This is a genomic window from Aeromonas sp. D3 (assembly GCF_027705025.1).
GTDB lineage: Bacteria > Pseudomonadota > Gammaproteobacteria > Enterobacterales > Aeromonadaceae > Aeromonas > Aeromonas salmonicida.
Genome location: NZ_JAPDBE010000012.1, coordinates 19,278 through 43,980 on the forward strand (window position 1 = coordinate 19,278; position 24,703 = coordinate 43,980).

Annotated in this window: 17 protein-coding genes and 2 tRNA genes; 7 read left to right on the top strand and 12 right to left on the bottom strand. The window is 58.8% G+C overall.

Annotation, left to right across the window (positions count from 1 at the left end; all coding sequences use genetic code 11):
• Window positions 1–49 precede the first annotated feature (49 nt).
• A complete protein-coding gene (locus OKC28_RS09340) occupies window positions 50–229 on the top strand; it encodes a hypothetical protein (RefSeq protein WP_029304370.1) in 180 nt (59 codons plus the stop codon).
• Window positions 230–583: 354 nt separating this feature from the next.
• On the opposite strand, the gene OKC28_RS09345 is transcribed toward OKC28_RS09340, so the two are convergent.
• Both OKC28_RS09345 and OKC28_RS09350 read right to left on the bottom strand, forming a co-directional pair.
• Window positions 584–2,893, bottom strand: a complete 2,310-nt coding sequence (locus OKC28_RS09345; RefSeq protein ID WP_270688894.1) for a DUF927 domain-containing protein — start codon at window positions 2,891–2,893, stop codon at window positions 584–586.
• Window positions 2,894–2,931: 38 nt separating this feature from the next.
• Window positions 2,932–4,158 (bottom strand): tyrosine-type recombinase/integrase, encoded by a 1,227-nt coding sequence (locus tag OKC28_RS09350; RefSeq protein WP_270688896.1) that lies wholly within the window; start codon window positions 4,156–4,158, stop codon window positions 2,932–2,934.
• Window positions 4,159–4,823: 665 nt separating this feature from the next.
• Between OKC28_RS09350 and OKC28_RS09355 the strand changes: the two genes are divergently transcribed.
• Both OKC28_RS09355 and OKC28_RS09360 read left to right on the top strand, forming a co-directional pair.
• Window positions 4,824–4,899: transfer RNA gene (locus OKC28_RS09355), tRNA-Phe, on the top strand.
• 8 nt (window positions 4,900–4,907) lie between these two features.
• A tRNA-Asn gene (locus OKC28_RS09360) sits at window positions 4,908–4,983 on the top strand.
• A gap of 429 nt (window positions 4,984–5,412) precedes the next feature.
• Here the strand turns inward: OKC28_RS09360 and OKC28_RS09365 are convergent.
• The 4 genes from OKC28_RS09365 to betI all read right to left on the bottom strand — a co-directional run bounded on the left by OKC28_RS09365 (window position 5,413) and on the right by betI (window position 10,618).
• Entirely contained in the window at window positions 5,413–6,630 is a 1,218-nt protein-coding gene (locus OKC28_RS09365; RefSeq protein WP_270688897.1) for a BCCT family transporter, read from the bottom strand.
• 243 nt (window positions 6,631–6,873) lie between these two features.
• The gene (gene betA, locus OKC28_RS09370; protein ID WP_270688899.1) at window positions 6,874–8,553 is read right to left on the bottom strand and encodes a choline dehydrogenase; all 1,680 of its coding nucleotides are present in this window, start codon (window positions 8,551–8,553) and stop codon (window positions 6,874–6,876) included.
• Window positions 8,554–8,562: 9 nt separating this feature from the next.
• Window positions 8,563–10,026: a betaine-aldehyde dehydrogenase gene (betB, locus tag OKC28_RS09375; RefSeq protein WP_270688901.1), complete on the bottom strand. Its 1,464-nt coding sequence runs from the start codon at window positions 10,024–10,026 to the stop codon at window positions 8,563–8,565.
• Between the two features lie 4 nt (window positions 10,027–10,030).
• The gene (betI, locus tag OKC28_RS09380) at window positions 10,031–10,618 is read right to left on the bottom strand and encodes a transcriptional regulator BetI (protein ID WP_099994215.1); all 588 of its coding nucleotides are present in this window, start codon (window positions 10,616–10,618) and stop codon (window positions 10,031–10,033) included.
• Window positions 10,619–11,149: 531 nt separating this feature from the next.
• On the opposite strand from betI, the gene OKC28_RS09385 reads away from it, so the two are divergent.
• Window positions 11,150–12,427, top strand: coding sequence for an alpha/beta hydrolase (locus OKC28_RS09385; protein ID WP_270688903.1), 1,278 nt, complete (start codon window positions 11,150–11,152; stop codon window positions 12,425–12,427).
• Window positions 12,428–12,526: 99 nt separating this feature from the next.
• A complete protein-coding gene (locus OKC28_RS09390; RefSeq protein ID WP_270688906.1) occupies window positions 12,527–16,087 on the top strand; it encodes an ATP-binding cassette domain-containing protein in 3,561 nt (1,186 codons plus the stop codon).
• A gap of 54 nt (window positions 16,088–16,141) precedes the next feature.
• On the opposite strand, the gene OKC28_RS09395 is transcribed toward OKC28_RS09390, so the two are convergent.
• The 5 genes from OKC28_RS09395 to trmB form a co-directional block, all read right to left on the bottom strand.
• Window positions 16,142–16,351 carry a YgdI/YgdR family lipoprotein gene (locus tag OKC28_RS09395; protein WP_270688908.1) on the bottom strand — a complete coding sequence of 70 codons (210 nt, stop codon included), beginning with the start codon at window positions 16,349–16,351 and terminating at the stop codon, window positions 16,142–16,144.
• 198 nt (window positions 16,352–16,549) lie between these two features.
• Window positions 16,550–17,845, bottom strand: a complete 1,296-nt coding sequence (locus tag OKC28_RS09400) for a sulfurtransferase (RefSeq protein ID WP_270688910.1) — start codon at window positions 17,843–17,845, stop codon at window positions 16,550–16,552.
• A gap of 29 nt (window positions 17,846–17,874) precedes the next feature.
• A complete protein-coding gene (glsB, locus tag OKC28_RS09405) occupies window positions 17,875–18,795 on the bottom strand; it encodes a glutaminase B (RefSeq protein WP_005317985.1) in 921 nt (306 codons plus the stop codon).
• A 129-nt stretch (window positions 18,796–18,924) separates the two neighbouring features.
• A complete protein-coding gene (locus tag OKC28_RS09410; RefSeq protein ID WP_005317987.1) occupies window positions 18,925–19,257 on the bottom strand; it encodes a YggL family protein in 333 nt (110 codons plus the stop codon).
• A gap of 31 nt (window positions 19,258–19,288) precedes the next feature.
• Entirely contained in the window at window positions 19,289–20,002 is a 714-nt protein-coding gene (gene trmB / locus OKC28_RS09415) for a tRNA (guanosine(46)-N7)-methyltransferase TrmB (protein WP_021139657.1), read from the bottom strand.
• A gap of 305 nt (window positions 20,003–20,307) precedes the next feature.
• On the opposite strand from trmB, the gene OKC28_RS09420 reads away from it, so the two are divergent.
• Together OKC28_RS09420 and OKC28_RS09425 are read left to right on the top strand one after the other, a co-directional pair.
• Window positions 20,308–21,375: a M28 family metallopeptidase gene (locus OKC28_RS09420; protein ID WP_270688913.1), complete on the top strand. Its 1,068-nt coding sequence runs from the start codon at window positions 20,308–20,310 to the stop codon at window positions 21,373–21,375.
• Between the two features lie 216 nt (window positions 21,376–21,591).
• Entirely contained in the window at window positions 21,592–22,773 is a 1,182-nt protein-coding gene (locus tag OKC28_RS09425) for an aminotransferase-like domain-containing protein (protein ID WP_059113151.1), read from the top strand.
• An 86-nt stretch (window positions 22,774–22,859) separates the two neighbouring features.
• On the opposite strand, the gene OKC28_RS09430 is transcribed toward OKC28_RS09425, so the two are convergent.
• On the bottom strand, window positions 22,860–24,389 hold the full coding sequence (locus OKC28_RS09430; protein ID WP_270688914.1) for an EAL domain-containing protein: 1,530 nt from the start codon (window positions 24,387–24,389) through the stop codon (window positions 22,860–22,862).
• Between the last annotated feature and the right edge of the window lie 314 nt (window positions 24,390–24,703).

A 24,703-nucleotide genomic window follows, 5' to 3' on the forward strand; every position in this document is an offset into this window, starting at 1 on the left:
TTCTGCATTGTCGTCAAACATCAAGCAGTCGCAATCCAAGGAGTGATGCATGAGTAAAATGATCCAAATGAAAGAGTCCACCGCAAAGCGCGAAGTGAAGCAGGAATACGGCCTGACCGAAACGGATGGCCAGGCTTTCTGGGATCGGGTGAACCGGGTGATCGGTGAATCCCGAGAGGAAGTCGATAATGAAGACCGCGTTCCTGCCGGATATGAAGTGTATCGATAACGTCAACGCGTACATGTTAGTTGGTCATTAGTTGACTCCTGTGAGCGATATCTGCCACGAAACGCTCGTAACGACAAAGCGGCCAGTTCTACTGGCCTCTTTTTTTGGACCGTTCGACAGCACCGGCTGAGATCACACCAGTGAACAATACCGGGGTAATCTCCGCATGGCGAGGCACCTGTATCGCGGTTTAGCGACCCAATGAGCCGTTTTGGCTGCGCCGCCCTCCAAACCTCCGCAACAAGATCATCCTGGCCTTCTCGGCCTGCTAAAACGTTCCTCCCCTTGCTGCCTGCTTTTGCCACCGGATCCCATAAAAGCAAAGGGGCCAGTTCGCACTGGCCCCCCTTACTCTTAAAACTGCTCGATGTGTGTCGTCTCCTCCGGTGTTTCCGATGTGGGGGGAGCGCTGATGCTACCCGCCTTGCTGTTTGAGAATCGGCTAAAAATTCGCTTTGATGGTTCGCATTTTGGCAGCGACCCCTTCAGGCTGTCACTCTCTCCGGCATGGCTACTGACGACCTCACCAGTACTGCCAAACAATCGATTCAAATAGAACGAGTAAACGCCACTATCCACACCCGCTACTTTGATCTTTTTTACATAGCGGTCTGGTGCATACCTCTCAAGATACTGGTTATCGAACAACCATGCTTTAACAGCTTCACCCATGCTCGGAACCAGTTTGTCGAACTGCTCCTTAAAGATGTAACACCGTTCGCCTTCTATGAAGCCTAGGAGCTCCCTCGTTACAACGGCTGGCTTGCCAAGGTGAATTTTATGTCGTTGGAGCGCTACCGTATTCTTGAATTGGGTAGCGGCTCGGGTGACGTCATCCAGTTGCTCCTCCAAGGACGCAACCCAGCGATTGGCACCCTCAAGCACGGCGGCCTCCACCTCATTCTCGGTATAGGGCAACACACCCAGCTCGATACCATACAAGCCGGTAGCCAGCGTTAAAGCGAAGAAATCCAGGCCACGACGAACCAGAGGTGAATCCATCGCGCCATTGACCATCTGCATCAGGCGCTCGGCACACTCATGAACCCGGTTGCGAACTAACTCTTGCAAAGCCTCATAAGAAGTGGCCTCCGGCAAGTTCAACAGCCCTTGTGCCAAAGCCGGAAGGGCTGTGCCGTAGTATTGACCACAGGCCGCTTTGAGCTGGTCAATCCGGGCTTTGGCTTGGGCCAGGGTTTCGTCGGGCAATTTCGCATCATCGGGGTGAACCTCGATGTTGAGCATCCGCACATAGACACCGGAATTGGCACTGCCACCCGTTTTCCTCAGATAGTCATCTGTGCTGAGTTCACCAGTAGAGATAATGCAGAGGATGGCTGAGCCTTGATCCTCCTTCTCATCCCCACCCGTTTCACACCTTCCTTTGGTTTTCCCATTGGATAGGGCATAGATGGTTGCGTCGAAATTTTTGCTGTTGTGTGACCCAAGCTCATCCAGTACTAGCCCCATACCGTGGTGACTTTTTGCCACAGCAAACAGCCAATTAATCGTGCCATGCCACTTCCTGATAGCAGACCCACCATCTTTGCTTGGATCAGTAGCTCGTCCCACGACACTCTGTGCCATCTGCCCCCGAGTTGTCTTGCCGCCTGAGCTGAGCCCATGAAAGTGAACAATAACCGTCCCCTCCTTCAGGAGGTCCAACAATACATTCCCAAGCATCGCCAAAATCGGAAACATCATGCTAGGGAGCTGCCGGACAGGTCCAGCCACATACTCTTCCCATTCCTGCAAGGTGCCCTGTGATCGCAGTTGCGGCAATGCTTTACGGATTTGATAGCTCAGCTTAGTTTCCGGGGTTCCAATGTTTCGCTGTAGCACTGTCTCATGCGTTACATAGATCAACTTTTCAGAGATAAATCCAGCCTGCTCAACACGATAAATTGGCTCAATTGAGTTCCACCTTGAGCAGTGGTTCATAAACCGAGAAAGCTGCCGATCGTCATGACCATAATACCCAACACGTAGCTCACCCAACTGGACCTTGACCCTTTTCAAGTCATGCAGGACATCATCAAGCAGGACTGTAAAGACGTGTGGCTTACCATCATAGCCAATGCAGACCAACACCAACCCTTTGAACTGATTGTTATTATCAATAATGCAATTGAGCGGAAGGATTAACGTATCGAACAGCTCAACGGGCTTCCTTCCTTCAAGGTTCACTACTTTCAGGTCAGGGCTAACAACGTAGTGCTCGGGCAACAGACTGGACTTCATCCATGTTTGGAGTTCATCAATGGTATATGACAGATGAGTACCATCCGACCTGACGGGCCGCTCAGAAGAACCTTTTCCCTGATTAAGGGCTAGCCCCTCTTCTGATGCCAGATAGGCCGCTTCTTGAGACCACTGATGGATACGCGCCAGTTCTTGCAGCGCTAAGTTTTGATGGCTGCAATAGGGTTCGCTGGGTACTAATAAAGCTGACTCTGATGGCTGAACTACCGGAGCGATAGCAGAGACAGGAACCGATTCTGGCGCGGGTGCCTCCTGATCCGAGTCCGGTACCGAGTCTGTCGGCGGTACAACCTGATTAGCAATATCGAGGGAACCTAGTGAGCCCCTTCTTTGATGCGTCCTATCAGTAATGAAAAGATTCAGTTTACCGTTATTATCTTTTTTGGAACGATGCATAATCATTAATGGGGGAGTCTCCCTCCCCCATCTCCTAAAGTTTGTTAGCAGGTGAGGTTGGGTAGGTCCCATAGGGTGTGAAGTGCGTCGACGGCCTTGACCAGCGTCTTATCGTGGTACCTAGCGTACCTTTCAGTCATCCGAGGAGAGCTGTGGCCTAGGACTTTCTGCAATACATCGAGCGAACAGCCCTTGTTCAGCAGTGAAGTAGCGACGGTATGACGGGCATCGTGGATGCGTACCCCCGATAGTCCGCAATCATTACAGACGCGGTACCAGTAACGGCGGGGCTCCGATATCGGAGAGACACCATCTTGGCCTCGAAAAAGCAGGCCAGTCGTGCCATGGCGCTGGCGCTGAAGCTGAACCAATTCCAGGGCGAACTGATTAAGCGGTATAAGCCTTTCTCGACCAGACTTACTCGTCGGTAGATAAGCGATCTGAGTGGTGAGATTACAATCCTGCAGCTTTAGAGCTCTTGCCTCTCCCATCCGGGAGCCCGTTGCGAACAGGAAGAGCAACAGACGCGCTTTTTCTTCGTCAATGTCTTCCATCAAGCGAGCGACCAGCTTATTGACTGCCTCATCGGGTAAGCCCTTGGGAGGCAGGACAGGCTCGTATTTTACGGGGATGCCTGCTGCGGGCGACGAAGGGAGTACTCCATGCTCAACAGCATGCGTCATTATGGCCTTGCACTGAGCCAGATAACGGTTCCAAGTAGCAACAGAGCATGTGTCGGATAGTTGAGTAAGAAAGTCCTCAAAATCGGCACGAGTGATCTGATTCAACGGCTTATGCCCGAGAGCAGCCACTATTGGTTTGACTCTCGATTCAATCGTTCTGGGATAGCGATGAGTGACATGAACATCCGGTAAATACCGTTCATGTACATACGTCGCCAGCGGCAATAGCGCACGGTATCGCAGCCTGAATCCTTCCGGATTGGAATAACAATCAGCCAGTAAGCGTCGAGCATTATCACGAATGGCTGTTAATCCAACCGCCGCCACACAACCGAGTCCGATTGAGTAACGCTCGCACAGATGCGAAAAACAAAGACGTGCATATGAACGACCAGATTCATATGTAATCACTTTGAGCTGTGGGATCTTCTTATCTGTTACCTGTGTTTGTTTACGCCCTCTTAGAGTGCCGTCCACTCCACGAGAGGTTTTTTTCTGCACCTTGGCATTCGAAGTTGTTAGTTGTTTTTCCACAACGGCCCCCTTGATACGAACCGCCGGATGGCTGTTCTGGGACGCATTTTGCATTTCCATATCCAAATAACAACTGCACAGAAAATGCGCAAAACATTGATATTTTTAGCGTTTTTTATGTGTAAAGACTCTGGAGGCAGTCAAAGACTGGCGATTCAAAAAGTAAAATCGGATCCCCCAGCAAATTAAGGACTTTTGAAAGCCAGCGATACACAGCCCTCATTTGAAGGGAAATCGTGACTTATCCACAGGTAAAATCTATGTCACGAAATAATTTTCAATCTATTAAATGAATTGATTTTGCATTTTCAATCCAAAAAAATCATGATGTTTTTTGATTATTCTTCATGATTTGTCTTCAGGGCTGACACTCAGACGATCTGGCAACCGGAGGCACAGAGGCACCGACACACTCCACCTGTCTGGTCAATTTCTGGTAACTTTTCAGCGCACAAAAAACATGCAGGTTAGTTCATCCGTTTTTTGACAAAAAATGGGCTCACGTGTTGGAAGATCGGGATGGGCGAGAGGGAGAAAAGGTAATTCTATAAAGGGAAAAATCCTCGATAGCAGAACCTGCCGACAACCGGATCCCGGTGTGGAGTCAGGGGCTTCTTGCACACTATCTCGCCACTTAGTTCACCCTATGCAAAAACATGCCAGAAACTGGGCCAACAAGGTTGACACCCCCGTCCAGAAAGGGTTTAATGCGCGCCGTTGCCCAGATAGCTCAGTCGGTAGAGCAGGGGATTGAAAATCCCCGTGTCGGCGGTTCGATTCCGTCTCTGGGCACCAAGTACAATTCCTCCTTAGTTCAGTCGGTAGAACGGCGGACTGTTAATCCGTATGTCGCTGGTTCAAGTCCAGCAGGAGGAGCCAAATTTGAAGAGCCCGCTCATAGAGCGGGCTTTTTTTATGCCTTTCAGCTGCCGTTGCAGGCTGCCAATAGCAGGGTAGCCCCACAGGCGGCACTAAACAGCAAGAGCCCTGTTTGCAGCACGCCTTCCGGGTTTACCCCTTTCTCTTTTTTCCGACGTCGTATCCACGATGGCTTCACCGAGTCCACCTCACCCTGTTCCAGCACTGATCCCTGCGCACATCGGCAGGCGAGCCATCTTTGTGTCAGCCTCCCTTTATCGTCAACCTTTGCCTCGATAATAAATTCATCAAAGAGACCCGCCCTGTCCCGCTTCATCAGCATGCTGACACGCGGATGTGCGGGCGATCGTACGCCTGGCTCACAAGGGGGTGACTGACCGGCGGCTTCGGGCTTGAAGCACGGCGACTCTGCGCCCCTGGCGACCCCTCTTATCCGGCCAGCTCTATCTTGCCGTAGTCGAGGCGATTCTCCTTTGGCGCGCCCTCTATGTTGCTCACCGCCTTCAGCTTGTACCTGATGATGTAGCCGAAACAGGCGAAGAAGAGGCCGATCACCAGGGCACCGACCCACTGGATCTGCAGGAAGTCGAGCTTGAACAACAGGGTCAAGCCGGCCAGCATCAGCAGGTTGAGCCCGAAGTAACGCCACTGGCCGAGCCGCTGGGTCGTCAACCCCAGGTTGTCGGTATAGAGGCGGATCAGGGAGTCGAGGGAGTTGATCACCATGGTGATCCCCACGGCGACCATGGCCCAGTTGAAGAAGCCGGCGGTCGAGAGCCCCTGCTCGTGGTAGTAGTAGAGCACGGCGAACCAGACGGCGATGGCCAGGGAGGGGAACACCAGCATGGCCCCCAACAGTTGCCAGGTACGCAGGCCACCGACGAAGCGGGCGGTGAACTGACCGATCATGATGCTCCAGGAGAACCACCAATAGAGATAAAAGGCGTGGTAATCATTGAGGGGCAGCACGAAGCGCTCTATGTGACCAAAGTATCCTCCCACCAGTGCCAGCGTCGCGGCAAAATCGGCCAGGGATCCCGCCGGCGTGAGAAAGGCGGCGCCCCACATCAGGGCGATCAGGGCGATGAAGCAGGTCGTCGTGCCCAGGCTAAGGATCCTGACGAACTTCAGGCTGGTGCTCGAATAGATGGAGAGCGCAATCACCAGCAGCACTATCAGGTAAAAACTCGCCACCAGGCTCTCGCCATCCCCGATCTGGGGCAGATACCAGGGCAGGTTGCTCAGCAGCAGATAGGCGGTGAAGGCACAGGTGCCTATGATCACCAGGTTGTTGAGGAACTTCACTGGCGCCAGCTCAAAGAACTTCACTCTGGGTTCTATCACGCAGAAATAGAAACAGGTCAGAAAATAGAAACCCCAGATAAGAAATCCCCAGTAACCGAATTCAATGGCAAGCGGATTGGTGAAGCCATATTCCGGGCTCGCCTGCAGATCGGCATAACCGGCAAACTCGGTGAGCGGGAACATGATGAGCCCCACATCCAACCCGGAGGTGAACAGGATGGCGACGAAGGTAAAGGTGCGCACCGGCGTGGTACCGATACAACGAATATTGCCCCAGCGATAGAGCACAAAGGCGATAGCGGCAAAGGTAAACAGTATTCCTGCACTGAGCCAGACTGTCATGACTGACCTCCTGCGATATCCCTTTCGTGACCAAACATAAGTGCTCCTTGTCATTGCATTGTGGTGTTCAAGAGGCAGTTCGGCTTCCTGCGGACATGACTCCCCCAACCCCGCAGTGGCGAGGGGAAATGGACACGGGATCAGGGCTTAGCTATCGCCGGTATCAAGTGCGATCGGGCGATAGCTAAGGTCTGACAAACTGCCATCCGGGTAGTGGCATCTCTATTTATTCAACCAACAGGCTCAAGCCAGGGAACGCACTGGCTCCCGCGGACGCTGCTTCTCCTGCCAGTGCTCGGCCAGCCCCACCTCGACCGGGTGCGCCGTCAGTGGCACCTTGCCCAGGATCAGGTCGGCGGCGCGCTCGGCCACCATCAGGGTGGGGGCATTGAGGTTGCCATTGGGAATGGTCGGGAAGATGGAAGAATCCACCACCCGCAGCCCCAGCAGGCCATGAACCAGGGTCTCGGGATCCACCACCGCCATGGGATCCGTCCCCATCTTGCAGGAGCAGGAGGGGTGGTAGGCGCTCTCCACGGCACTGCGCACGAAGGCATCTATCTGCTCATCGCTTTGGACCGACACCCCTGGCTGTATCTCCTCTCCCCGATAGGCATCCAGGGCCGGCTGACCGATGATCTCCCGGGTCAGGCGCACGCAGGCGCGAAATCCTTCGACATCATCCGGATGGGAGAGGTAATTGAAGCGGATGGCGGGGGCCTGACGGGGGTCGGCCGAGCGCACCTTCACCTGGCCGCGACTGCGGGGCTTGTTGTGGCCTATGTGAACCTGGAAGCCATGGCCCGCAAACGCCTCCTTGCCGTCATAACGCATGGCTGCGGGCAGGAAGTGGTATTGCAGATCCGGCCAGGGCACCCCCGCCTTGGATCGGATGAAGCCGCACGACTCGAAGTGATTGGTCGCCCCCAGGCCATCCTTGCGCAGCAGCCAGCGGCTGCCGATGAGGAATTTGTCCCACAGACCCAGTTTGCCATTGAGGGTGATGGGTTGCTGACAGCGAAACTGGAAGTAGAACTCCAGATGGTCCTGCAGGTTTTCGCCCACCCCGGGCAGAGGGTGCAGTACCCCTATCCCTGCCGCCCTCAGGGTATCGGGATCGCCGATGCCGGAGAGTTGCAGCAGATGAGGTGAGCCGATAGGGCCTGCACTCAGGATCACCTCCTTGCCGGCCCTCACCTCCTCCGTCTTGCCCTTGCGTTCGAAGCGTACCCCGACCGCCTGTTTGCCCTCGAGCAACACCTTGTGGACCAGGGCACCGGTCAGCACGGTGAGGTTGGCCCGCCCCATGGCGGGTCTGAGATAGGCATTGGCACTGGAGCTGCGCACCCCCTGCCTGACCGTCATGTGCATGGGGCCGAACCCCTCCTGCTGGCGGCCGTTGTAATCCGCCGTCCCGTCGTAGCCCGCTTCCACACCGGCATCGACGAAAGCCTGATAGAGGGGGTTTTTCATCTGGTTGCCGTTGTTGACCCCAAGGGGTCCCTCAGCGCCGCGGTAATCATCACCACCGAAGGCCCACTGCTCGGCCCGCTTGAAGTAGGGCAGGCAATGGGCATAGTCCCAGCCCTGCGCCCCCGCCTGCTGCCACTCGTCAAAGTCACCGGCGTGGCCGCGCACATAGACCATGCCGTTGATGGAGGAGGATCCTCCCAGTACCTTGCCCCGTGGGCAGTGCATGCGCCGCCCGTCCAGATGGGGCTCGGGCTCGGTTTCGAACTGCCAGGCATACTTTTTGGTGTTCATGGGGATGGAGAGGGCGGTCGGCATCTGGATGAAGATGCTCTTGTCGCTGCCCCCCGTCTCCAGCAGCAGCACCCTGTGCTGACCATCCTCGCTCAGGCGGTTGGCCAGCACGCAGCCAGCGCTACCCGCCCCCACTATGATGTAATCGAATTGCGTCATGGTGCCTCCTTAAAACGGGCTCTGGATCGCTTGCATGCCGACGTAGACGGACTTGAGCTGGGTGTAGTGTTGCAGGGTTGTCAGGCCGTTCTCCCGCCCTATGCCGGACTGCTTGAAGCCGCCCACCGGCATCTCAGCCGGGGAGGCGCCATAGCTGTTGATCCAGCAGATCCCGGCCTGCAACTGGTGCACCACCCGATGGGCGCGACGAATGTCCCGGGTGAAGACCCCGGCTGCTAGCCCCAGTGCAGTGTCATTGGCTCGCCGTACCACCTCCTCTTCCTGCTCGAAACTGAGCACGGACATAACGGGACCAAAGATCTCTTCCCGGCAGATCCGCATCTCGTCCCGGCATTCGCTGAAGATGGTGGGGGCGACGAAGAAGCCATCCGGTGCCATGGCTGGCCGCAGCGCCTCCCCGCCACAGCGCAGGGTGGCCCCCTCTTCCTGGCCGATGCGGATATAGTCGAGCACCTTGCGCTGATGCTCACGAGAGATAAGGGCACCGAAGTTGGTGGCGGGATCCATGGGGTCGCCGATCCGGATATTGTCCCGGGTACGGGCCAGCAGCCGCGCCATGAAGGCGGGGTAGATCCCCTGTTGCACATAGACGCGGGTGCCATTGGTGCACACCTCGCCCTGGGTGTAGAAGTTCGCCACCATGGCAGCGCTGACCGCCTCTTCCAGATCCGCATCGTCGAAGATGATGAGAGGGGACTTGCCCCCCAGCTCCATGGTCACCCCCTTGAGGGTCTCAGCAGCAGCGCGCATCACCTTCTTGCCGGTGCCCACCTCGCCGGTGAAGGAGATCTTGGCCACCTCGGGCGCCTGACTCAGCCAGGCACCGACCCGGCCATCCCCCTGCACCACATTGAAGACGCCAGCAGGCATGCCGGCCTCGATGAAGATCTCCGCCAGCTTGAGGGCACCGAGGGGCGTCTCCTCCGAGGGTTTGAATATCATGCTGTTGCCGCAGGCCAGCGCGGGGGCCGCCTTCCAGCAGGCAATTTGCAGCGGGTAGTTCCAGGCGCCGATCCCGGCACAGACGCCGAGGGGTTCGCGGCGGCTGTAGTAAAAATCAGCCCCCAGCTGCTGCTGATTGCCCTCGATGGCGGCAGCCAGGCCGGCGAAGAACTCAATGCTGTCGGCGCCAGTGACTACGTCCACCACAGAGGCTTCCTGCCAGGGCTTGCCGGTGTCGGCTACCTCGATGGCGGCAAGGATATCGTTACGCTCACGCAGCAAAGCCACGGCCCGCAACAGGATCCGGCCACGCTCGACCCCGCTCATGGCCGACCAGAGCGCAAAACCCTTCTGGGCACTCGCAATGGCCGCAGTTTGCACTGCCTCATCGGCCACCTCGACCTCGTAGATGACGGCCCCGCTAGCCGGATTGATGACCTCGAAGTACTCGCCCGTGGCATTGGCCAGATAACGGCCGTCGACAAAATTCTGATAACGCTTCAAAGACATGAATTCACTCCGCTGGGGTCAGTCGTTGCTGGATAAAGAGTTTGCAAAGCCGCTCGGCGCGGCTGAAGTCGGGTTCAGGGCTAGGGCTCAAAGCACTGCGTAGCCAGAAACCATCTATCATGGCGGCGCTCTGTTGTGCGGCAGCCAGTGCCTCTTGCCGGGTCAGGCACAAACCAAAGGAGTAGGCCAGATTGCTCAGCAATCGCCGCTGATTGATCCGCTGCAGGCGGGCCAAGCCCGGTTCATGGCTGGCCTGAGACCAGAAAGCAAGCCAGGTGCGCGCCACGGCCCGGGAACACTGCAAAGGGGTGAAATTGGCCTCCACTACCGCCATCAGTCGTGCTTGTGGCGACATACCGGGTACGAGCCGCTCCCGCAGCGCCTGACCAAGCGCGGCTTGCAGGTCTCGCATGGCCGCTTCAATCAGCCCCTGTTTGCCACCAAAATAGTGGCTGATGATGCCGGAAGACATGCCGGCCAGGGTGCTGATGCGATGGATGGTGGTGTGTTGCAAACCGAACTCGTCCACCGAAGAGATGGTGGCCTGGATCAGTTGCTGACGACGCTTTTCAGAGACTCCGACTATGGGCATGTTTTTGTTAATTGATTGTTCAACCAGCAACAACCATAAAGATTAGAGCAGAAAGGATCAACCACACAAAAATGAGTGAAACAAAAAACAAAATTCATAAACAAACAAAAACACCATTAAAAAACAAATAGATAAACAACAGTGAAAGGTGTGAATTTAATTTAGATATCAAATCAATTTGTTTCTGAAAGGTTACTGTGCAGAGCAAAAAACAACCAAACCCATTTCAATCAGTTGCCCACCCCCAGCCATGAAGATGGTCATCTGGAGGTCACAACAACAGGGTGTGGCGGTTACTTCTTGTCGATGCCACACCGAATGTCACCTTGATAGAAGGGGAGCGATAGGCATAGAGGATGAAGATTTCATGAGCAAGAAAACGGGGGGCTGACTGCAGGCACAGGATCGCGAGCAACATGAGGGAAATTACCCATCTTGCTACCCCTTTCAAAAACCGGCGTGACCGGGCCGAAGGCCATGGTTATGATATGGCTCCCACCAAAAAATCACCTCGTTCAGGGAGAACGTCAGATGAGCAGCCCCTTGCGTTACGTGCTGGACGGCATCCATTGCGAGCCACACTTCTTCACCGTGCCCCTTGATCACCAGCAGCCGGACGATGAGGAGACGCTCATCCTGTTTGGTCGCACCCTCTGTCGCCAGGACAAGCTGCACGAGGAGCTGCCCTGGCTGCTGTTCCTGCAAGGGGGGCCCGGCTTTGGTGCCCCGCGTCCGACCGCCAATAGTGGCTGGCTCAAGCGGGCCCTGCAGGAGTTTCGGGTATTGCTGCTCGATCAGCGTGGCACCGGCCACTCAACCCCCATCAGTGCCGATGCGCTGGCCCAGCGCAGCGCCCAGGAGCAGGCCGACTACCTCAGCCTGTTTCGCGCCGACAGCATAGTGCGGGATGCGGAATATGTTCGCGCCATCCTGAGTCCTGATCGCCCCTGGAGCCTGCTCGGCCAGAGCTTTGGTGGCTTTTGCAGCCTTACCTATCTCTCGCTGTTCCCGGACAGTCTGCACGAGGTCTACCTCACAGGCGGCGTGGCCCCCATAGGTCGCAGTGCAGACGAGGTCTATCGCGCCACCTATCAGCGGGTCGCGGACAAGAACCGCGCCTTCTTCGCCCGTTTCCCCCATGCCCAGGCCATCGCCAACCGGCTGGCAAACCACCTGCACAGCCACGAGGTGCGCCTGCCCAACGGCCAGCGCCTGACGGTGGAGCAGTTGCAGCAGCAGGGGCTGGATCTCGGCGCCAGCGGCGCCTTCGAGGAGCTCTACTACCTGCTGGAAGATGCCTTCATCGGCGAGCGGCTCAACCCAGCTTTCCTCTATCAGCTGCAAGCCATGCAGCCGTTCAACACCAACCCTGTGTTCGCCATACTGCATGAGTCCATCTACGCCGAAGGGGTCGCCAGCAACTGGGCGGCCGAGCGGGTCAGAGCCGAATATCCGGCCCTAGCCTGGGCACCCGGCAAGGATTTCGCCTTCACCGGCGAGATGATCTTCCCCTGGATGTTCGAGCAGTTCCGTGAGCTGATACCACTCAAGGAAGCGGCCCACCTGCTGGCCAAAAAGGCCGATTGGGGCCCCCTCTACGACCCGGCGCAGCTGGCCCGCAACACTGTGCCCGTGGCCTGCGCCGTCTATGCCGAAGACATGTATGTGGAATTTGACTACAGTCGCGAGACCCTCAAGGGCCTCGGCAACAGCCGCGCCTGGATCACCAATGAATATGAACACAACGGCTTGCGAGTCGATGGCGAGCTGATCCTGGACCGCCTCATCCGACTGAACCGGGATCGCTGATCCTGGCCGGGCGACGAGCCCGTCGCGATACACATAATATCGAGGGCGACCCATGAGTCGCCCCACCCTTTGGAAGCAGCACAATAATAAGGACACCCATTGGATCACCCGGAAATCTCGGCCGGCTGGCTGAGCCGCCTCTTCTATCACTGGACGGGCCCGCTGCAACGCAAGGGGCTGACCGAACCCCAGGTCGGCCTCGACGATCTCTATCCCCTGCTGCCGGAAGACAGACGGGATGGCAGGGCCGATGCCTTCCTTCAGCTCACCGCCACCCAGCCGGTACGCCCCTGGCCCATCACCGCCTTTATCTGGCGCCATTACAAGGGGCGGATTGGCCTGCTCACCCTGTTGCAGCTGCTCGGCATGCTGGCGACCCTGGCCAGCCCCTGGCTGCTCAACCACAGCATGACCCAGCTCGGTGCAGGCGCCCCCACTGAGCAAAAATTGCTGCTGGCTTTCGCCCTGTTTGCCTCTGTGCTCGCCGCCGGCATGCTGGCGGAGCACTCGTTGCAGCTGGCGCTCAAGATGCACGTCCCCATTCGCCGCCTGCTGGCCGAAGCCCTGCTGGCCAAGGTGATGAAGCTGGGGGGCAAGAGCTTCGACGACAGGGCCGGCGGTCGGGTGCAGAACCTCATCAACCGGGATGTGTGGGACATTACCTGGATCCTGGCCGACCCCGCCATGCCGCTTACCATGGCATTGCAACTGCTGGGCACCATAGCCCTGCTGGTGTGGCAGGTGGGCAGCGCCGGTCTGGTCGGCTTTGCGGTGCTCACCCTGCTGCTGCTCATCTCCACCCGGGTAGTGCGGCGGATGAACCAGCAGGAGCAACAGCTCAAGCGCCAGCAGGACGAGCGCAACGGCATACTGGCGGAATACATCAAGAAGCTGCGGCTGGTGCGCCAGAACGGGCTAGGCGCCTTCTTCACCCGGGCGGCCAACGCCAAACGCCAGCAGGAGCTGGGGGTGCTCGGTCGTGTGCTCAAGCTCGATGCCATCAACGACAGCCTGATGCTGAGCACGCCGCTGCTGGTGACGCTCGCCACCTTCACCACCTATCTGGTATCGGGCCAGAGCCTGACCCTGCCCCAGGTGTTCACCACCATAGCCCTGTTCGCCGTGCTGCGGATCCCCATGATGCGGCTGCCCTATCTCATCCGCACCCTGATCAATTTCAACACCGGTTTCAACCGGCTGTGCGAGTTCCTCAACAGCCCGGAGCAGCACAGGGATCTCACCGATGCCAGCCTGCCCGTCGGCAGCCTGCGGGTCGATTCGGTCACTGCCCTGCACCAGCAAAAACCGGTACTGCAAGGGGCCAGCCTCATCATACAGCCGGGGGAGCTGGTGGGGATCACGGGCCCCACCGGCGCGGGCAAGAGCTGCCTGCTGCACCTCATCGCCGGCTTCGATGACAGCTTCGAGGGGGAGATCCGCCGTCACGGCCGGGTCGCTCACCTGGGCCACAAGCCCTGGTTGATGAACGACACCATTCGCAACAACATACTGTTCGGTCAGCCCTGGCACGGTGAACGCTATCGCTGGGTGCTGGGGGCTTGCGCCCTCGGCGCCGACCTCGGCCTGCTCAGCCACGGCGATCAGACCCTGGTGGGCGAGCTGGGTACCCGCCTCTCCGGCGGTCAGCAGCAGCGAGTAGCTCTGGCCCGCGCCCTCTATGCCCAGGCCGATATTCTGCTGCTGGACAACCCCCTCTCGGCACTGGACCCCATCGTCTCGGCCCAGGTGTTGGAGCAGGGGCTCGCCTTCAAACCGGGGCCGACCCGACTGCTGGTGAGCCACGATCCGGACGTGCTGGCCCACTGCGATCGGGTGATCCGCATAGAGCAGGGCCGACTGGTTGAGCTCGATGCCCGCCAGCTGGCGGATCTCATCCAGCACCCGCTTCCCGCCCCAATGGTGGCACCGCAGGAGGCGGAACAGTTCAGCGAAGAGAAGGTGGTGGAAGGCAAGGTGGACTGGGGCCTGTTCGGCTTCATGTGGCAGCGTCTCGCCGCCCCGGGCGCCATCCTGATCGCCCTGCTGCTCACCCTGGGGCAGGAGGGGCTGCGCATCGCCTCGGATCTCTGGCTCGGCGGCAAGGCCGGCCTCACCGAGGTGAGCGAGCTGCTCGGCATCTATGTGCTGCTGGGGGCAGGATCGCTGATCTGTATCATGGTGGTGCGGGTCATCAACTACAAGCTGGGGCTCAAGCTGGCCTGGACCCTGTTCGACGGCATGCTGAGCCGCATCAGCCGCGCCCCCATGGCCTTCTTCGACAAGGTGCCGCAGGGGCGCATCCTCAACCGCTTCGACCGGGATCTGGGGGAGGCGCAGGAGATACTGCTGTCCATGCTGATGGGGCTGTTCGGCATGCTCATCTCAGTGCTGCTGCAGGTGGTGGTGATAGGCGTCAACATGCCGCTGCTGCTGCTCATCGCCCCCCTGGTGGGCTGGGCGCTCTATGTGCTGCAACGGCGCTACCGGGCGGTGCAGCTCAAGCTGCGGCGTCAGGCATCCGTGCTGCGCTCGCCGCTCTACATCAGCATCAGCGAGACCATTCGCGGAGCCCCCGCCCTGCGTCTGGCCGGAGCCGAGCGCTTCGCGCTGGATCAGGTGCTGCTGCACTATGACAACAACCTGCGCAGCTGGTACACCACCACTTCCATCAACCGCTGGCTCGGCATGCACCAGACTCTGCTCTCCGCCGTGCTGGTAGGCGCCGTGGCGCTGATGGTGGCCTTTGGCAACAGCTCGCTGCTGGGGGCCGTCGCCATCACCTACGCCTTTACCGCCTCGGCCATGCTCAACTCCCTCATTCGCACCTTCGCCGAAGTGGAGCAGGTGATGAATGCGGTGGAGCGGGTGCGCGAATACAGCGAAATCGAGAGCGAGCGCCAGCATGGGGAAGCCCTTGCCACGTCCCATCCAGGGGTGCGCTTCGACAACCTGGGATTGCGCTATCCGGAGGCGAGCCAGTGGGCCCTGCACAAGGTGAACTTCGAGTTGGCCCCCGGCGAGAAGGTGGGGGTCTGCGGTCGTACCGGTGCGGGCAAGAGCTCACTGCTCGGTGTGCTGCAAGCCATGTATCCGGCCTCACAGGGAGAGATTTACTACGGCGATCAACCGCTGTCCCGGCTTGCACCGGAGGCGGTACGGGATCTCTACGACACCGTCTCCCAGACGCCCCTCACCTTCTTCGGATCTTTACGCGCCAACCTGGCGCCGCTCACCGAGCAGGATGACGAGGCGCTGGAGTTGGCACTGGCACGGGTCGGTCTAGCCGAGCGCTGCGCTGGCCGGCTGGACGAGGACCTCGACAAGCTGCAACTCTCGGCTGGCGAGACCCAACTGCTGGTGATCGCCCGCATCCTGCTGTCACGTCGCCCGCTCATAGTGCTGGACGAGGCCACCTCGGATCTCGATCACGGCGGCATGCGCAAGATGGCGGAGCTGCTCTATCGCTATCGGCCGGAGGCCAGTTATCTGGTGATCGCCCACCATCTGGAGCCGCTGCTGTCGGTGGACAAGGTGGTGGTGATGGAAGCGGGAACCGTGGTGGAACAGGGCTCGCCGGTCAGCCTGCTGGCCAACTCCCACTCCCGCTTCCATCAGCTGTTTGTCGGTCAGGTCAACCGCCAGGTGGCCCAGATCAACTGACACAAGAAACAACAAGGGCTGCCCGCAGGCAGCCCTTGTTATCGAGTATGCCGACTAGCGTTCCAGGATCTGGGTGACGTCGTCCTGCTTGATCATCACCTCCCGCCCTTCGTGATCGTAGTAACGGTACATGCCGGTGCTCTCATCCAGCTTGGGCTTGCTGTCGGTGGTGATCATCTTCCCATCCTTGGTACTCATGATGTATTGAGAGCTGCACGCCACGAGTCCCAGTGCACACACCAGGATCATCATCAGTTGTTTCATCGCCTGTCTCGTCTCCCTCTTCACCCTCACCACGAGGGTGGTGACTGAAGCCTAGCGCAACCTCACCGCCCCCACAGAGTGGATTGACAGAACGGGATCTACATCAAAAATCAGTGACTTGGCGTCGGCGTTGAACGTGATGCCAACAGCGCATATGAAAAAGGCCGGACATCTGTCCGGCCTCTTGTTACTGCCTGTTCATGACTTGGCGGGCTGACGCTCACCGGTCACTGTGGGGTTAGCAGGGTCTGCACTCCACTCGTACCAGCCACCGTCATAGACGCTGATCCGCTTCCAGTCCATCAACCAGGCGTAGAAGAAGGCTTCGGAGGCGCGCCAGCCGGTACCGCAGTAGAAGGCGGCCTGCTGGGTCGGCTCGATATTCCACTCATCCCACATGGTGAGGATCTCGCGGGCCGGTTTCATGGTGCCGTCCGGGTTGTGGAAGTCACTCATGCTGTTAGCATCCACGCCACCACGCCCCCACTTGGCTCCCGGAATGTCGCCTTTCGGCTTGATGTAGCTGTAACCTGAGGTATTGCCGACAAACTCGTCCCAGGTGCGCACGCTGACCAGTGCACTGTCGGGCTGCTTGAGCAACGCTTTGGCCTGATCGAGTGTGGTGTAGTACTCGGGGTGGGCCGGAATGGCCACGCCAAACTCTTTTACCGGCTCGAACTTGTTGGGCAGGCCGGTTTCGGTGCGCAGGTGCTGCACGAACCAGGCATCGAGGCCGCCATCCAGCAGGCGCACATCGGCCACGCCGGCATACATCATCAGGTGCGCCGCGCGGGCTGCCGCCATTGTGTTGCGACCATAGAGGATGACGGTAGTGTCGTGACGGATGCCATTTTCCAGCAGCAGCGCCTTGAGCGCCTCGTCAGAGACCTTGTTCCACAACGGCTCCTCTTCCAGGCGGTTGGTATCGATATAGCCAGCCCCGGGTATGTGACTGATGAGATAGGCCTTGGGTGAACCCCAATCCACTTCGAACAGCTTCCACTCCCCTTTGGGGGCGGCAACCACGGGTTTGCCTTCCTGCAGGTCCGCCAGCCAGCGCGGATAGACCAGCTGCTGCCAGCGCGCCAGATACTCGCGTGGCGCGGCTTTCCACGCTTGCAGCTCGAACAGCTGCTTGATGCCCTGCTTGCGCAGCAGACGGGCCACCTCGGCCACTTCCCGCGGCTCGCCATAGAGCGCCACCGGACGATCGGCTTTCAAGCCCTTGCTCTCCAGCGCCTTGGGCCATTCGTCATCGCTGTATTTCCAGTCGGCCGAGAGATTTTCGGCGCCAGCAACGTGGCCACCCTGCTTCTCCCCTTCCATGGGCCAGCCCTGATAGAAGTGGCTGGCACGGGTATCCAGAATCACGGCCTGTTTGGCCTTGGCATCCGCCAGCGAGAGGGGTGGCAGTTCGGCTGCAAAGGCGGGCAGCGCGCACCAGAGCAACAGGGCCGTCAGACCGGTCCGCAACAGACCTATATATGCTTTCATGATGTTTTCTCGATTCATGGTAAACAAGGTTAAAAAATGGAGCGGCCCAGACGCTCGGCCAGCAGCTCCAGTGCCGCCGTGCCCGCCAGCGAGTTGCCAGCCTTGTTGAGCTCGGGCGACCAGACACACACACAGAGCTCACCAGGGATCAGCGCCATGATACCCCCTCCGACACCGGATTTGCCCGGCATACCGACCCGATAGGCAAAATCACCGGCCTCGTCGTAGAGACCACAGGTGGCGAGCAGGGCATTGACCTGCTTGGTGGTGCGGGCCGGCAGCAGCGGCTCACCGGCCCCCAGCGGCACGCCGCGGTTGGCCAGATAGATGAATGCCCGCGCCAGATCGACACAGCTCATGCGGATGGCGCAGGCATTGAAGTAGCTTTGCAGCACCTTGTCCACTTCGTTTTCGAAGTTGCCATAAGCCTTCATCAGATAGGCGATGGCGGCGTTGCGGGCGGAGTGCTGATATTCGGAGCGGGCCACTACCTGATCCGCCATGATGGCCGGGTTGCCACTGAGGCGCCGCACCAGCTCCAGAGTACGTTGGCGCGGGGCCGTGAGCCGGGTCTCAAGCAGATCGCTCACCACCAGGGCACCGGCGTTGATAAAGGGGTTGCGAGGTATGCCCTGCTCGAACTCCAGCTGCACCAGCGAGTTGAACGGCTGGCCGGAGGGCTCCTTGCCCACCCGGGCCCAAATCTCCTCCTCCTGATAGAGAGTGAGCGCCAGCGTCAGGCTCAGGGCCTTGGAGATACTCTGGATGGAGAAGGGCTCGAAGGCGTCACCTGCGGTGAACAGCTCCCCCTCCACGGTACAGACCGCCATGCCGAGCCGATCGGCCGGCACCTGGGCCAGGGCCGGAATATAGTCGGCCACCTTGCCTTGCCCGAGCAGCGGGCGCACCTCGGCCAGAATGCTGGCCAGTAATTCGGATGACAACACCATAAGCGATTCCATAACTAGGGGCTGTGGAGATCCCATCCCCACTGACAAAAATCCCGCCAATGGCGGGATTTGTCTATGTACCCGACACAGGGTACCCGTAACAGGTCGCCCACTACAGGCAAGCGGTTATCAGGCCGGTTCACCGTACCAGAGGTCAAACAGCTCGGTGACCACCACGGCTTCCATTCCCTTGCCTTCCAGCCAGGATTTGAGAACAGCGCGGTCTTCTTCGGTACATTTGCCCAGTTGCTGAGTGCAGATCATCCCTTCCCAGGCCAGGTGGCCTGAACCGGCGAACGCCAGTCTACGGGGTTCAACAACCTCATCGATCATCGCATCGACTACCGCATCGATGGTCTCTTCGGCAGTGCCGACCGGGAAATTGAAACTGATGTCGAATCCCATTTCCTGGAATTCGTCGACTCGCAGTTTCTTACGCAGACGGCGGCTACGATTGGCCATGATAGCTCCTTAGGTTAGTTGACTCGTTAAATTAGTTAACGCGTTTAAAAATCAGATCCCAAACCCCGTGGCCCAGACGATGGCCCCGTTGTTCGAATTTGGTCAGCGGACGCCAGTCGGGACGAGGCACCCAGTTGCCGGTGGTGGAGGTATTCTCGTAACCCTCGGCGACGCTCATCACTTCCAGCATGTGTTCGGCATAGTTTTCCCAGTCAGTGGCCATGTGGAACACGCCACCTATGGCCAGCTTCTGGCGGATATCCTGGGCAAATGCCGGCTGCACGATACGGCGTTTGTGGTGACGGCTCTTGTGCCAGGGATCCGGGAAGAAGAGTTGCAGGCAGGCCAGCGAACCGTTCGGGATCATGTGCTCCAGCACTTCTACCGCATCGTGGCAGATGACCTTGAGATTGGTGACGCCCGCTTCCTGGGCGGTGCCGAGGCAGGCACCCACACCCGGCGAGTGTACCTCTATGCCGATGAAGTTTTTCTCGGGGGCATTCTTGGCCATCTCCACCAGGGAGGCGCCCATGCCAAAGCCGATTTCCAGCACCACAGGGGCCTCGCGGCCAAACAGGGCGACCAGATCGAGCGGTGCTGGCGCGAAATCGATACCCATGACCGGCCAGAGTTCTTCCAGGGCCTTCTCCTGCCCTTTGGTCAGGCGGCCTTCGCGACGGACAAAGCTGCGGATTTTGCGCATGAACTTGCCGTCTTCGTTAAATACATCTTGGGTCACAGACATAATCAAATTGCTCGTTATTGCATCGATCTGGGTCACAGACGACATGAATGGATTACTCGTTATTTCATTGCCCGGGGTCACGGATCACATGGATGAATGGCGCGTTATTTCATCAATCCGCGAAACAGGGTAGCGAATTATCCCAAGATAGGCCCAAGGCGCAAGTGTTTCGCGAAACAAATCCCCCATCGCTGACCAATTCCGCCACCACGATTGACAAATGCCACCCCCTTCACAGAATCTGCGTGGGGTCGGGCGCATGCTTGCCTGCGAAAATAAAACCATACACAACAAAGGATTGCAGTATGAAACACACAGCATTGGCGTTTGCCATCGCAGCCCTGCTGGCCGGGTGCAACACCTCCAGCAATGATTCACAGGCGCCCAGCGCCGCCGAGCAAGCCTATGAGTATCTGGTGCAACTGAGCTCGAGCGCCGAGGGGATAGGGGCCAGACCCACAGGCACGGAGGCCGAGACCCGCGCCGCAGCCTGGATCCAGGATCATCTGACAGGCTGGGGTTACGATGTGCAGAAGCAGCCGTTCACCTACGCCAAGAGTGGGGCCGGCAAGGCCTCCCAGAATCTTGTCGCCGAGCTGAAGGGCCAGAGCGACAAGGTAATCCTGATCGGCGCCCACTACGACAGCACGGGTGACAATCATGGCTCTGAAGGCGCCACCGACAACGGCGCCGGTGTCGCGGCGCTGCTGGCGGTCGCCGAGGCGCTCAAGGGGCAGACCCTGCCCTACACGGTACGCTTCGCCTTCTTCGGCGCGGAAGAGAACGGCCTCAACGGCTCCAAAGCCTATGTCGCCAGCCTCGACAGCGCCGCCATCGCCCAATTGGTGGCCATGGTGAACTACGACACCATAGCCGGCGGCGACATCGTCTATGTTCACTCAGCTCACTCGGATGTGGCCGAATACAACTGTGCCGAGCCAAGCCGCTACAGCTTCGATCCCAAGGTCCGTGACCGTCTGCTGGCCATCTCCAAACAGACTGATACCCCGTTCGCCATCCACCCCAGCTACGCCGGCTATCCGGAAGGGGAGACAGGCAGCTGGTCGGATCATGCCCCCTTCGCCTGTCTGGGGGTGCCCATCGCCTACGTGGAGGCCACCAACTTCACCATCAACGGGGCAGATGGCTATGACGGCTACTCCCAGACCACCAATCCGGCGCTGTGGGACTGCTACGACGATGCTACCAAGAGCGCCTGCGACAGGGACAGCGAGACCCAGTGGGGCAAGATCTGGCATACCCAGTACGACCGTCTCGACAAGATGGCCGAGCTGTTCCCGAGCCGGGTGGAGCAGCAGCTCAGCGCCAACACGGATCTGATGATCCGCTTCCTCAAGGAACCTGGTCTGTAACACCGACAAGCCGTCAATGACGCGCGCTGGCCAGGGACCAATTCAGGGCTTTTTGCGCTCAACGGCTGCCCCCGGCCGATAATATTCGGGCAGGTGCCAAACCTGCCCTTTTTTATCGATTTTTGTTGCAGCCATTGCCTCATTTTTTAAATCTGATACAAACGGATAACTTGGCGGTCGAATGGAGCGACCGCTCACCATGCCAGAGAGAACCCTATGCAACCGTTTTTTGCCCAGCGCTTCGAGAAGGTAGAGCCTTCATTTATCCGCGAGATCCTCAAGGTCGCGGCCAATCCCGAGATCATCTCCTTTGCCGGTGGCCTGCCCAATCCGCACCTGTTTCCGGTCAAGGCCATCGATCAGGCCTGCCAGGACGTGCTGCGCGAGCAAGGCGCCGCCGCCCTGCAATATGCCGCCACCGAGGGCTTCGCCCCGCTGCGCCAGTACATTGCAGACCGCTATCTGGCGCGCCATGGCATGAGCGTCAACCCGGACAATATCCTTATCACCAGCGGCTCCCAGCAGGCGCTGGATCTGCTGGGCAAGGTGCTGATCGACGAGGGGCAGGATCTCATCATTGAAGAGCCGGGCTACCTTGGCGCCATTCAGGCTTTCTCCGTCTATCAACCGGCATTCCAGCCCATTACGCTGGGGGAAGAGGGTCTGGACCTGGTGGCGCTGGATGCGCTGCTGGCCAGCGGCTCCAACGCAAAACTGCTCTACGGCGTGCCTAACTTCCAGAACCCGAGCGGTGTCTCCTACAGCCGCGCCAACCGTGAAGCACTGGCCGAGCGACTGGTTAGCCACGAGCTGCTGATGGTGGAAGACGACCCCTATGGCGAGCTGCGCTTCGAAGGGGAGCACCTGCCCCCCATCGCCAAGCTGGCTCCGAACAATACTGTGCTGCTCGGCTCCTTCTCCAAGACTGTGGTGCCCGCCTTCCGTCTGGGCTGGATGCTGGTGCCGGACTGGCTGCGCCAGAAGGTCACCATCGCCAAGCAGGCCACCGACCTGCACAGCAACGCCTTCAGCCAGCAAGTGCTGCACCGCTTCCTGATCGACAACTCGCTGGATGCCCATCTGGAGAAGATCAAGGAGGTCTATGGCCGCCAGCGCGCCGCCATGGAGGCCGCACTGGCTCGTCACTGCCCGCCCGGCGTGAGCTACACCAGACCGGAAGGGGGCATGTTCCTCTGGCTGACCCTGCCTGCCAGTGTCAGCGCCATGGCACTGTTCGACGAGGCCATCAAGGAGAAGGTCGCCTTCGTACCCGGCGCCCCCTTCTATGTGCGCCCCGAGATCAAGAACACCTTGCGGCTGAGCTTCTCCTGCGTGGATGAAGCTACCATAGAGGAAGGGGTCAAACGCTTGACCCGCGCCCTGGCCCGCATGCTCTGACAGCGCTGCCGCCTGAATAAAGAAAAACCAGCGATCTGTCCAGGTCGCTGGTTTTTTTATTCCTCACGCAGGAGAAACCGGGCCTGTCAGGCTGTCAGCTGCTTGGCGAACTCCTTCATCGGCATGGGCCTGCCATAGAAATAGCCCTGCAGGAAGGTCACCTGACGCGCCCTCAGGTAGGCGGCCTGAACCTCGTTTTCCACCCCTTCGGCAACCAGCATCAGGCCGAGCCGGGTCGCCAGATCGATGACGTTCTCGACGATATGACTGGAGAGCGCATCCGAGCCGATCATGCCGACGAAGCTCTGGTCAATCTTGAGAAAATCCACCTGGAACTGCTGCAAGTAAGTCAGGCTGGAGTGGCCGGTACCAAAATCGTCGATGGCGATGAAGACCCCGAGCTGGTGCAGCTCGGCGAACAAGCGGTCGGTCACCTCATCCGCCACTATCAGCTCCCGCTCGGTCAGCTCCAGCACCAGCTTGATGGGGTTGGCCTTGAACCCATCGATGAAGTCGCGACAATCCTCCACCAGGCTCAGATCCTTGCAGTGGCTGGCACATATGTTGAAGCCAAAGTGAAATCCCCTCGGCAGGGTATGGGCCTTGCCGGCAAACTGATCCCGCACCTGTGCCATCAGCAGACGGGTCATGGGGACTATGAGGCCGCTGTCTTCCGCCAGCGGAATGAAGCGATCCGGCGATATCATGCCCTGACGGGGATGCTGCCAGCGCATCAGCACCTCGCAGCCACACCAGTGTCCATCGTCCCCCGTCACCACGGGTTGCAGATAGGGTATGAATTCCCGCTGGGCCAGCGCCCGTCGCAATTCTTGTGAAGGAGAGGTAGAGCGGCCGGTCAGCCAGAACACGCCGACCCCCACCAATATGCCCAGCAAGGGATAGATGATGAGGCTGGCCCTGGAGTAACTCCAGACATGGCTGCCGTACTCATTGTGGGACAGATCGGTGACCACCCTGAATGGATACTTCGAGGACACCTGTTCCAGATAGCCGCCCGTACGGGATGGCACCTCCTCGCTGACCTGGCCGTTGGCCTGCATGGTCCGGCTGCCGATGACCAGCGCCAGCGGCGAGTTGCGGCTCAGCATGTCGAGAATATTGTGCAGATAGTAGCCGTCTACCCCGACCAGCACGCTGTTATCGCCCACCGCTTGCCGATAGACGACAAGGGGACGATCCGGCGTCACAGGGTTGCCTCTCAGCAGGTCGAGCTGACCCTCTGCGTAATCGGCCAGGGAGAAGAGACCGCTGTAGGAGCCGTAGAGGGAGGTGCAGTAAATATGCTCCCCCTTGGCCAGGTTGACGGTACGTATGTCCGGCACGGTCGCCACCTGATCCCGCAGCCCCTGTACCACTTCGTCGCAAGGCCGATCCATGCTGCTTCGCACCATGGACGCCGCCTGCTGGGCATTGTCCAGGGTACGGTCAAACATGTGTCGTGCATGCAAGAGACGCTCCTCGGCATCCTGCTTCACCCCCGAAAACGTCTGCCATGAGATGATCAACACCCCCAGCAACACAGACAGAAAGCCTGCCAGCAGGGACACTCCCAGCCTCGTATAGAACTGGCGCAACCTCAAACGACGAAAAGGCATAATCATCCTCACGGCAACGACAAAAAAGCGGGCAAGTCTACTGGTCTCCGCTCACCTAGCAAGCCCTTCTGATACGATTGGCTGCAATCAGATTTGGCCTGATTGACACCATACGCCATCAAAACAGGGCTCGCAGCCACATAGAGCAAGGCATCCGAGCCGGAACGAACCCAATCCCCCTAATCTGGCCCTGGCTCGTATCGAGCCAGGTGATGCCTCGGCAACCAGAGCGGGTGTGACGATTATAATCTTTGCAAAAACAGTTGCTTGTTCATGTTGTGCTGGCCCACTAGAGTAGAGCCAACAGAGTCAGG

Excerpts from the sequence above, each read along its gene's own strand:
- OKC28_RS09340 (WP_029304370.1), top strand. The coding sequence starts at position 50 with ATGAGTAAAATGATCCAAATGAAAGAGTCCACCGCAAAGCGCGAAGTG.
- trmB (WP_021139657.1), bottom strand. The coding sequence starts at position 20,002 with ATGTCTGTGACCCAAGATGTATTTAACGAAGACGGCAAGTTCATGCGC.
- OKC28_RS09395 (WP_270688908.1), bottom strand. The coding sequence starts at position 16,351 with ATGAAACAACTGATGATGATCCTGGTGTGTGCACTGGGACTCGTGGCG.
- OKC28_RS09345 (WP_270688894.1), bottom strand. The coding sequence starts at position 2,893 with ATGATTATGCATCGTTCCAAAAAAGATAATAACGGTAAACTGAATCTT.
- betI (WP_099994215.1), bottom strand. The coding sequence starts at position 10,618 with ATGCCCATAGTCGGAGTCTCTGAAAAGCGTCGTCAGCAACTGATCCAG.
- OKC28_RS09365 (WP_270688897.1), bottom strand. The coding sequence starts at position 6,630 with ATGACAGTCTGGCTCAGTGCAGGAATACTGTTTACCTTTGCCGCTATC.
- OKC28_RS09385 (WP_270688903.1), top strand. The coding sequence starts at position 11,150 with ATGAGCAGCCCCTTGCGTTACGTGCTGGACGGCATCCATTGCGAGCCA.
- OKC28_RS09410 (WP_005317987.1), bottom strand. The coding sequence starts at position 19,257 with ATGGCCAATCGTAGCCGCCGTCTGCGTAAGAAACTGCGAGTCGACGAA.
- OKC28_RS09420 (WP_270688913.1), top strand. The coding sequence starts at position 20,308 with ATGAAACACACAGCATTGGCGTTTGCCATCGCAGCCCTGCTGGCCGGG.
- OKC28_RS09425 (WP_059113151.1), top strand. The coding sequence starts at position 21,592 with ATGCAACCGTTTTTTGCCCAGCGCTTCGAGAAGGTAGAGCCTTCATTT.
- glsB (WP_005317985.1), bottom strand. The coding sequence starts at position 18,795 with ATGGTGTTGTCATCCGAATTACTGGCCAGCATTCTGGCCGAGGTGCGC.
- OKC28_RS09350 (WP_270688896.1), bottom strand. The coding sequence starts at position 4,158 with ATGCAAAATGCGTCCCAGAACAGCCATCCGGCGGTTCGTATCAAGGGG.
- OKC28_RS09430 (WP_270688914.1), bottom strand. The coding sequence starts at position 24,389 with ATGCCTTTTCGTCGTTTGAGGTTGCGCCAGTTCTATACGAGGCTGGGA.
- betA (WP_270688899.1), bottom strand. The coding sequence starts at position 8,553 with ATGACGCAATTCGATTACATCATAGTGGGGGCGGGTAGCGCTGGCTGC.
- betB (WP_270688901.1), bottom strand. The coding sequence starts at position 10,026 with ATGTCTTTGAAGCGTTATCAGAATTTTGTCGACGGCCGTTATCTGGCC.
- OKC28_RS09400 (WP_270688910.1), bottom strand. The coding sequence starts at position 17,845 with ATGAAAGCATATATAGGTCTGTTGCGGACCGGTCTGACGGCCCTGTTG.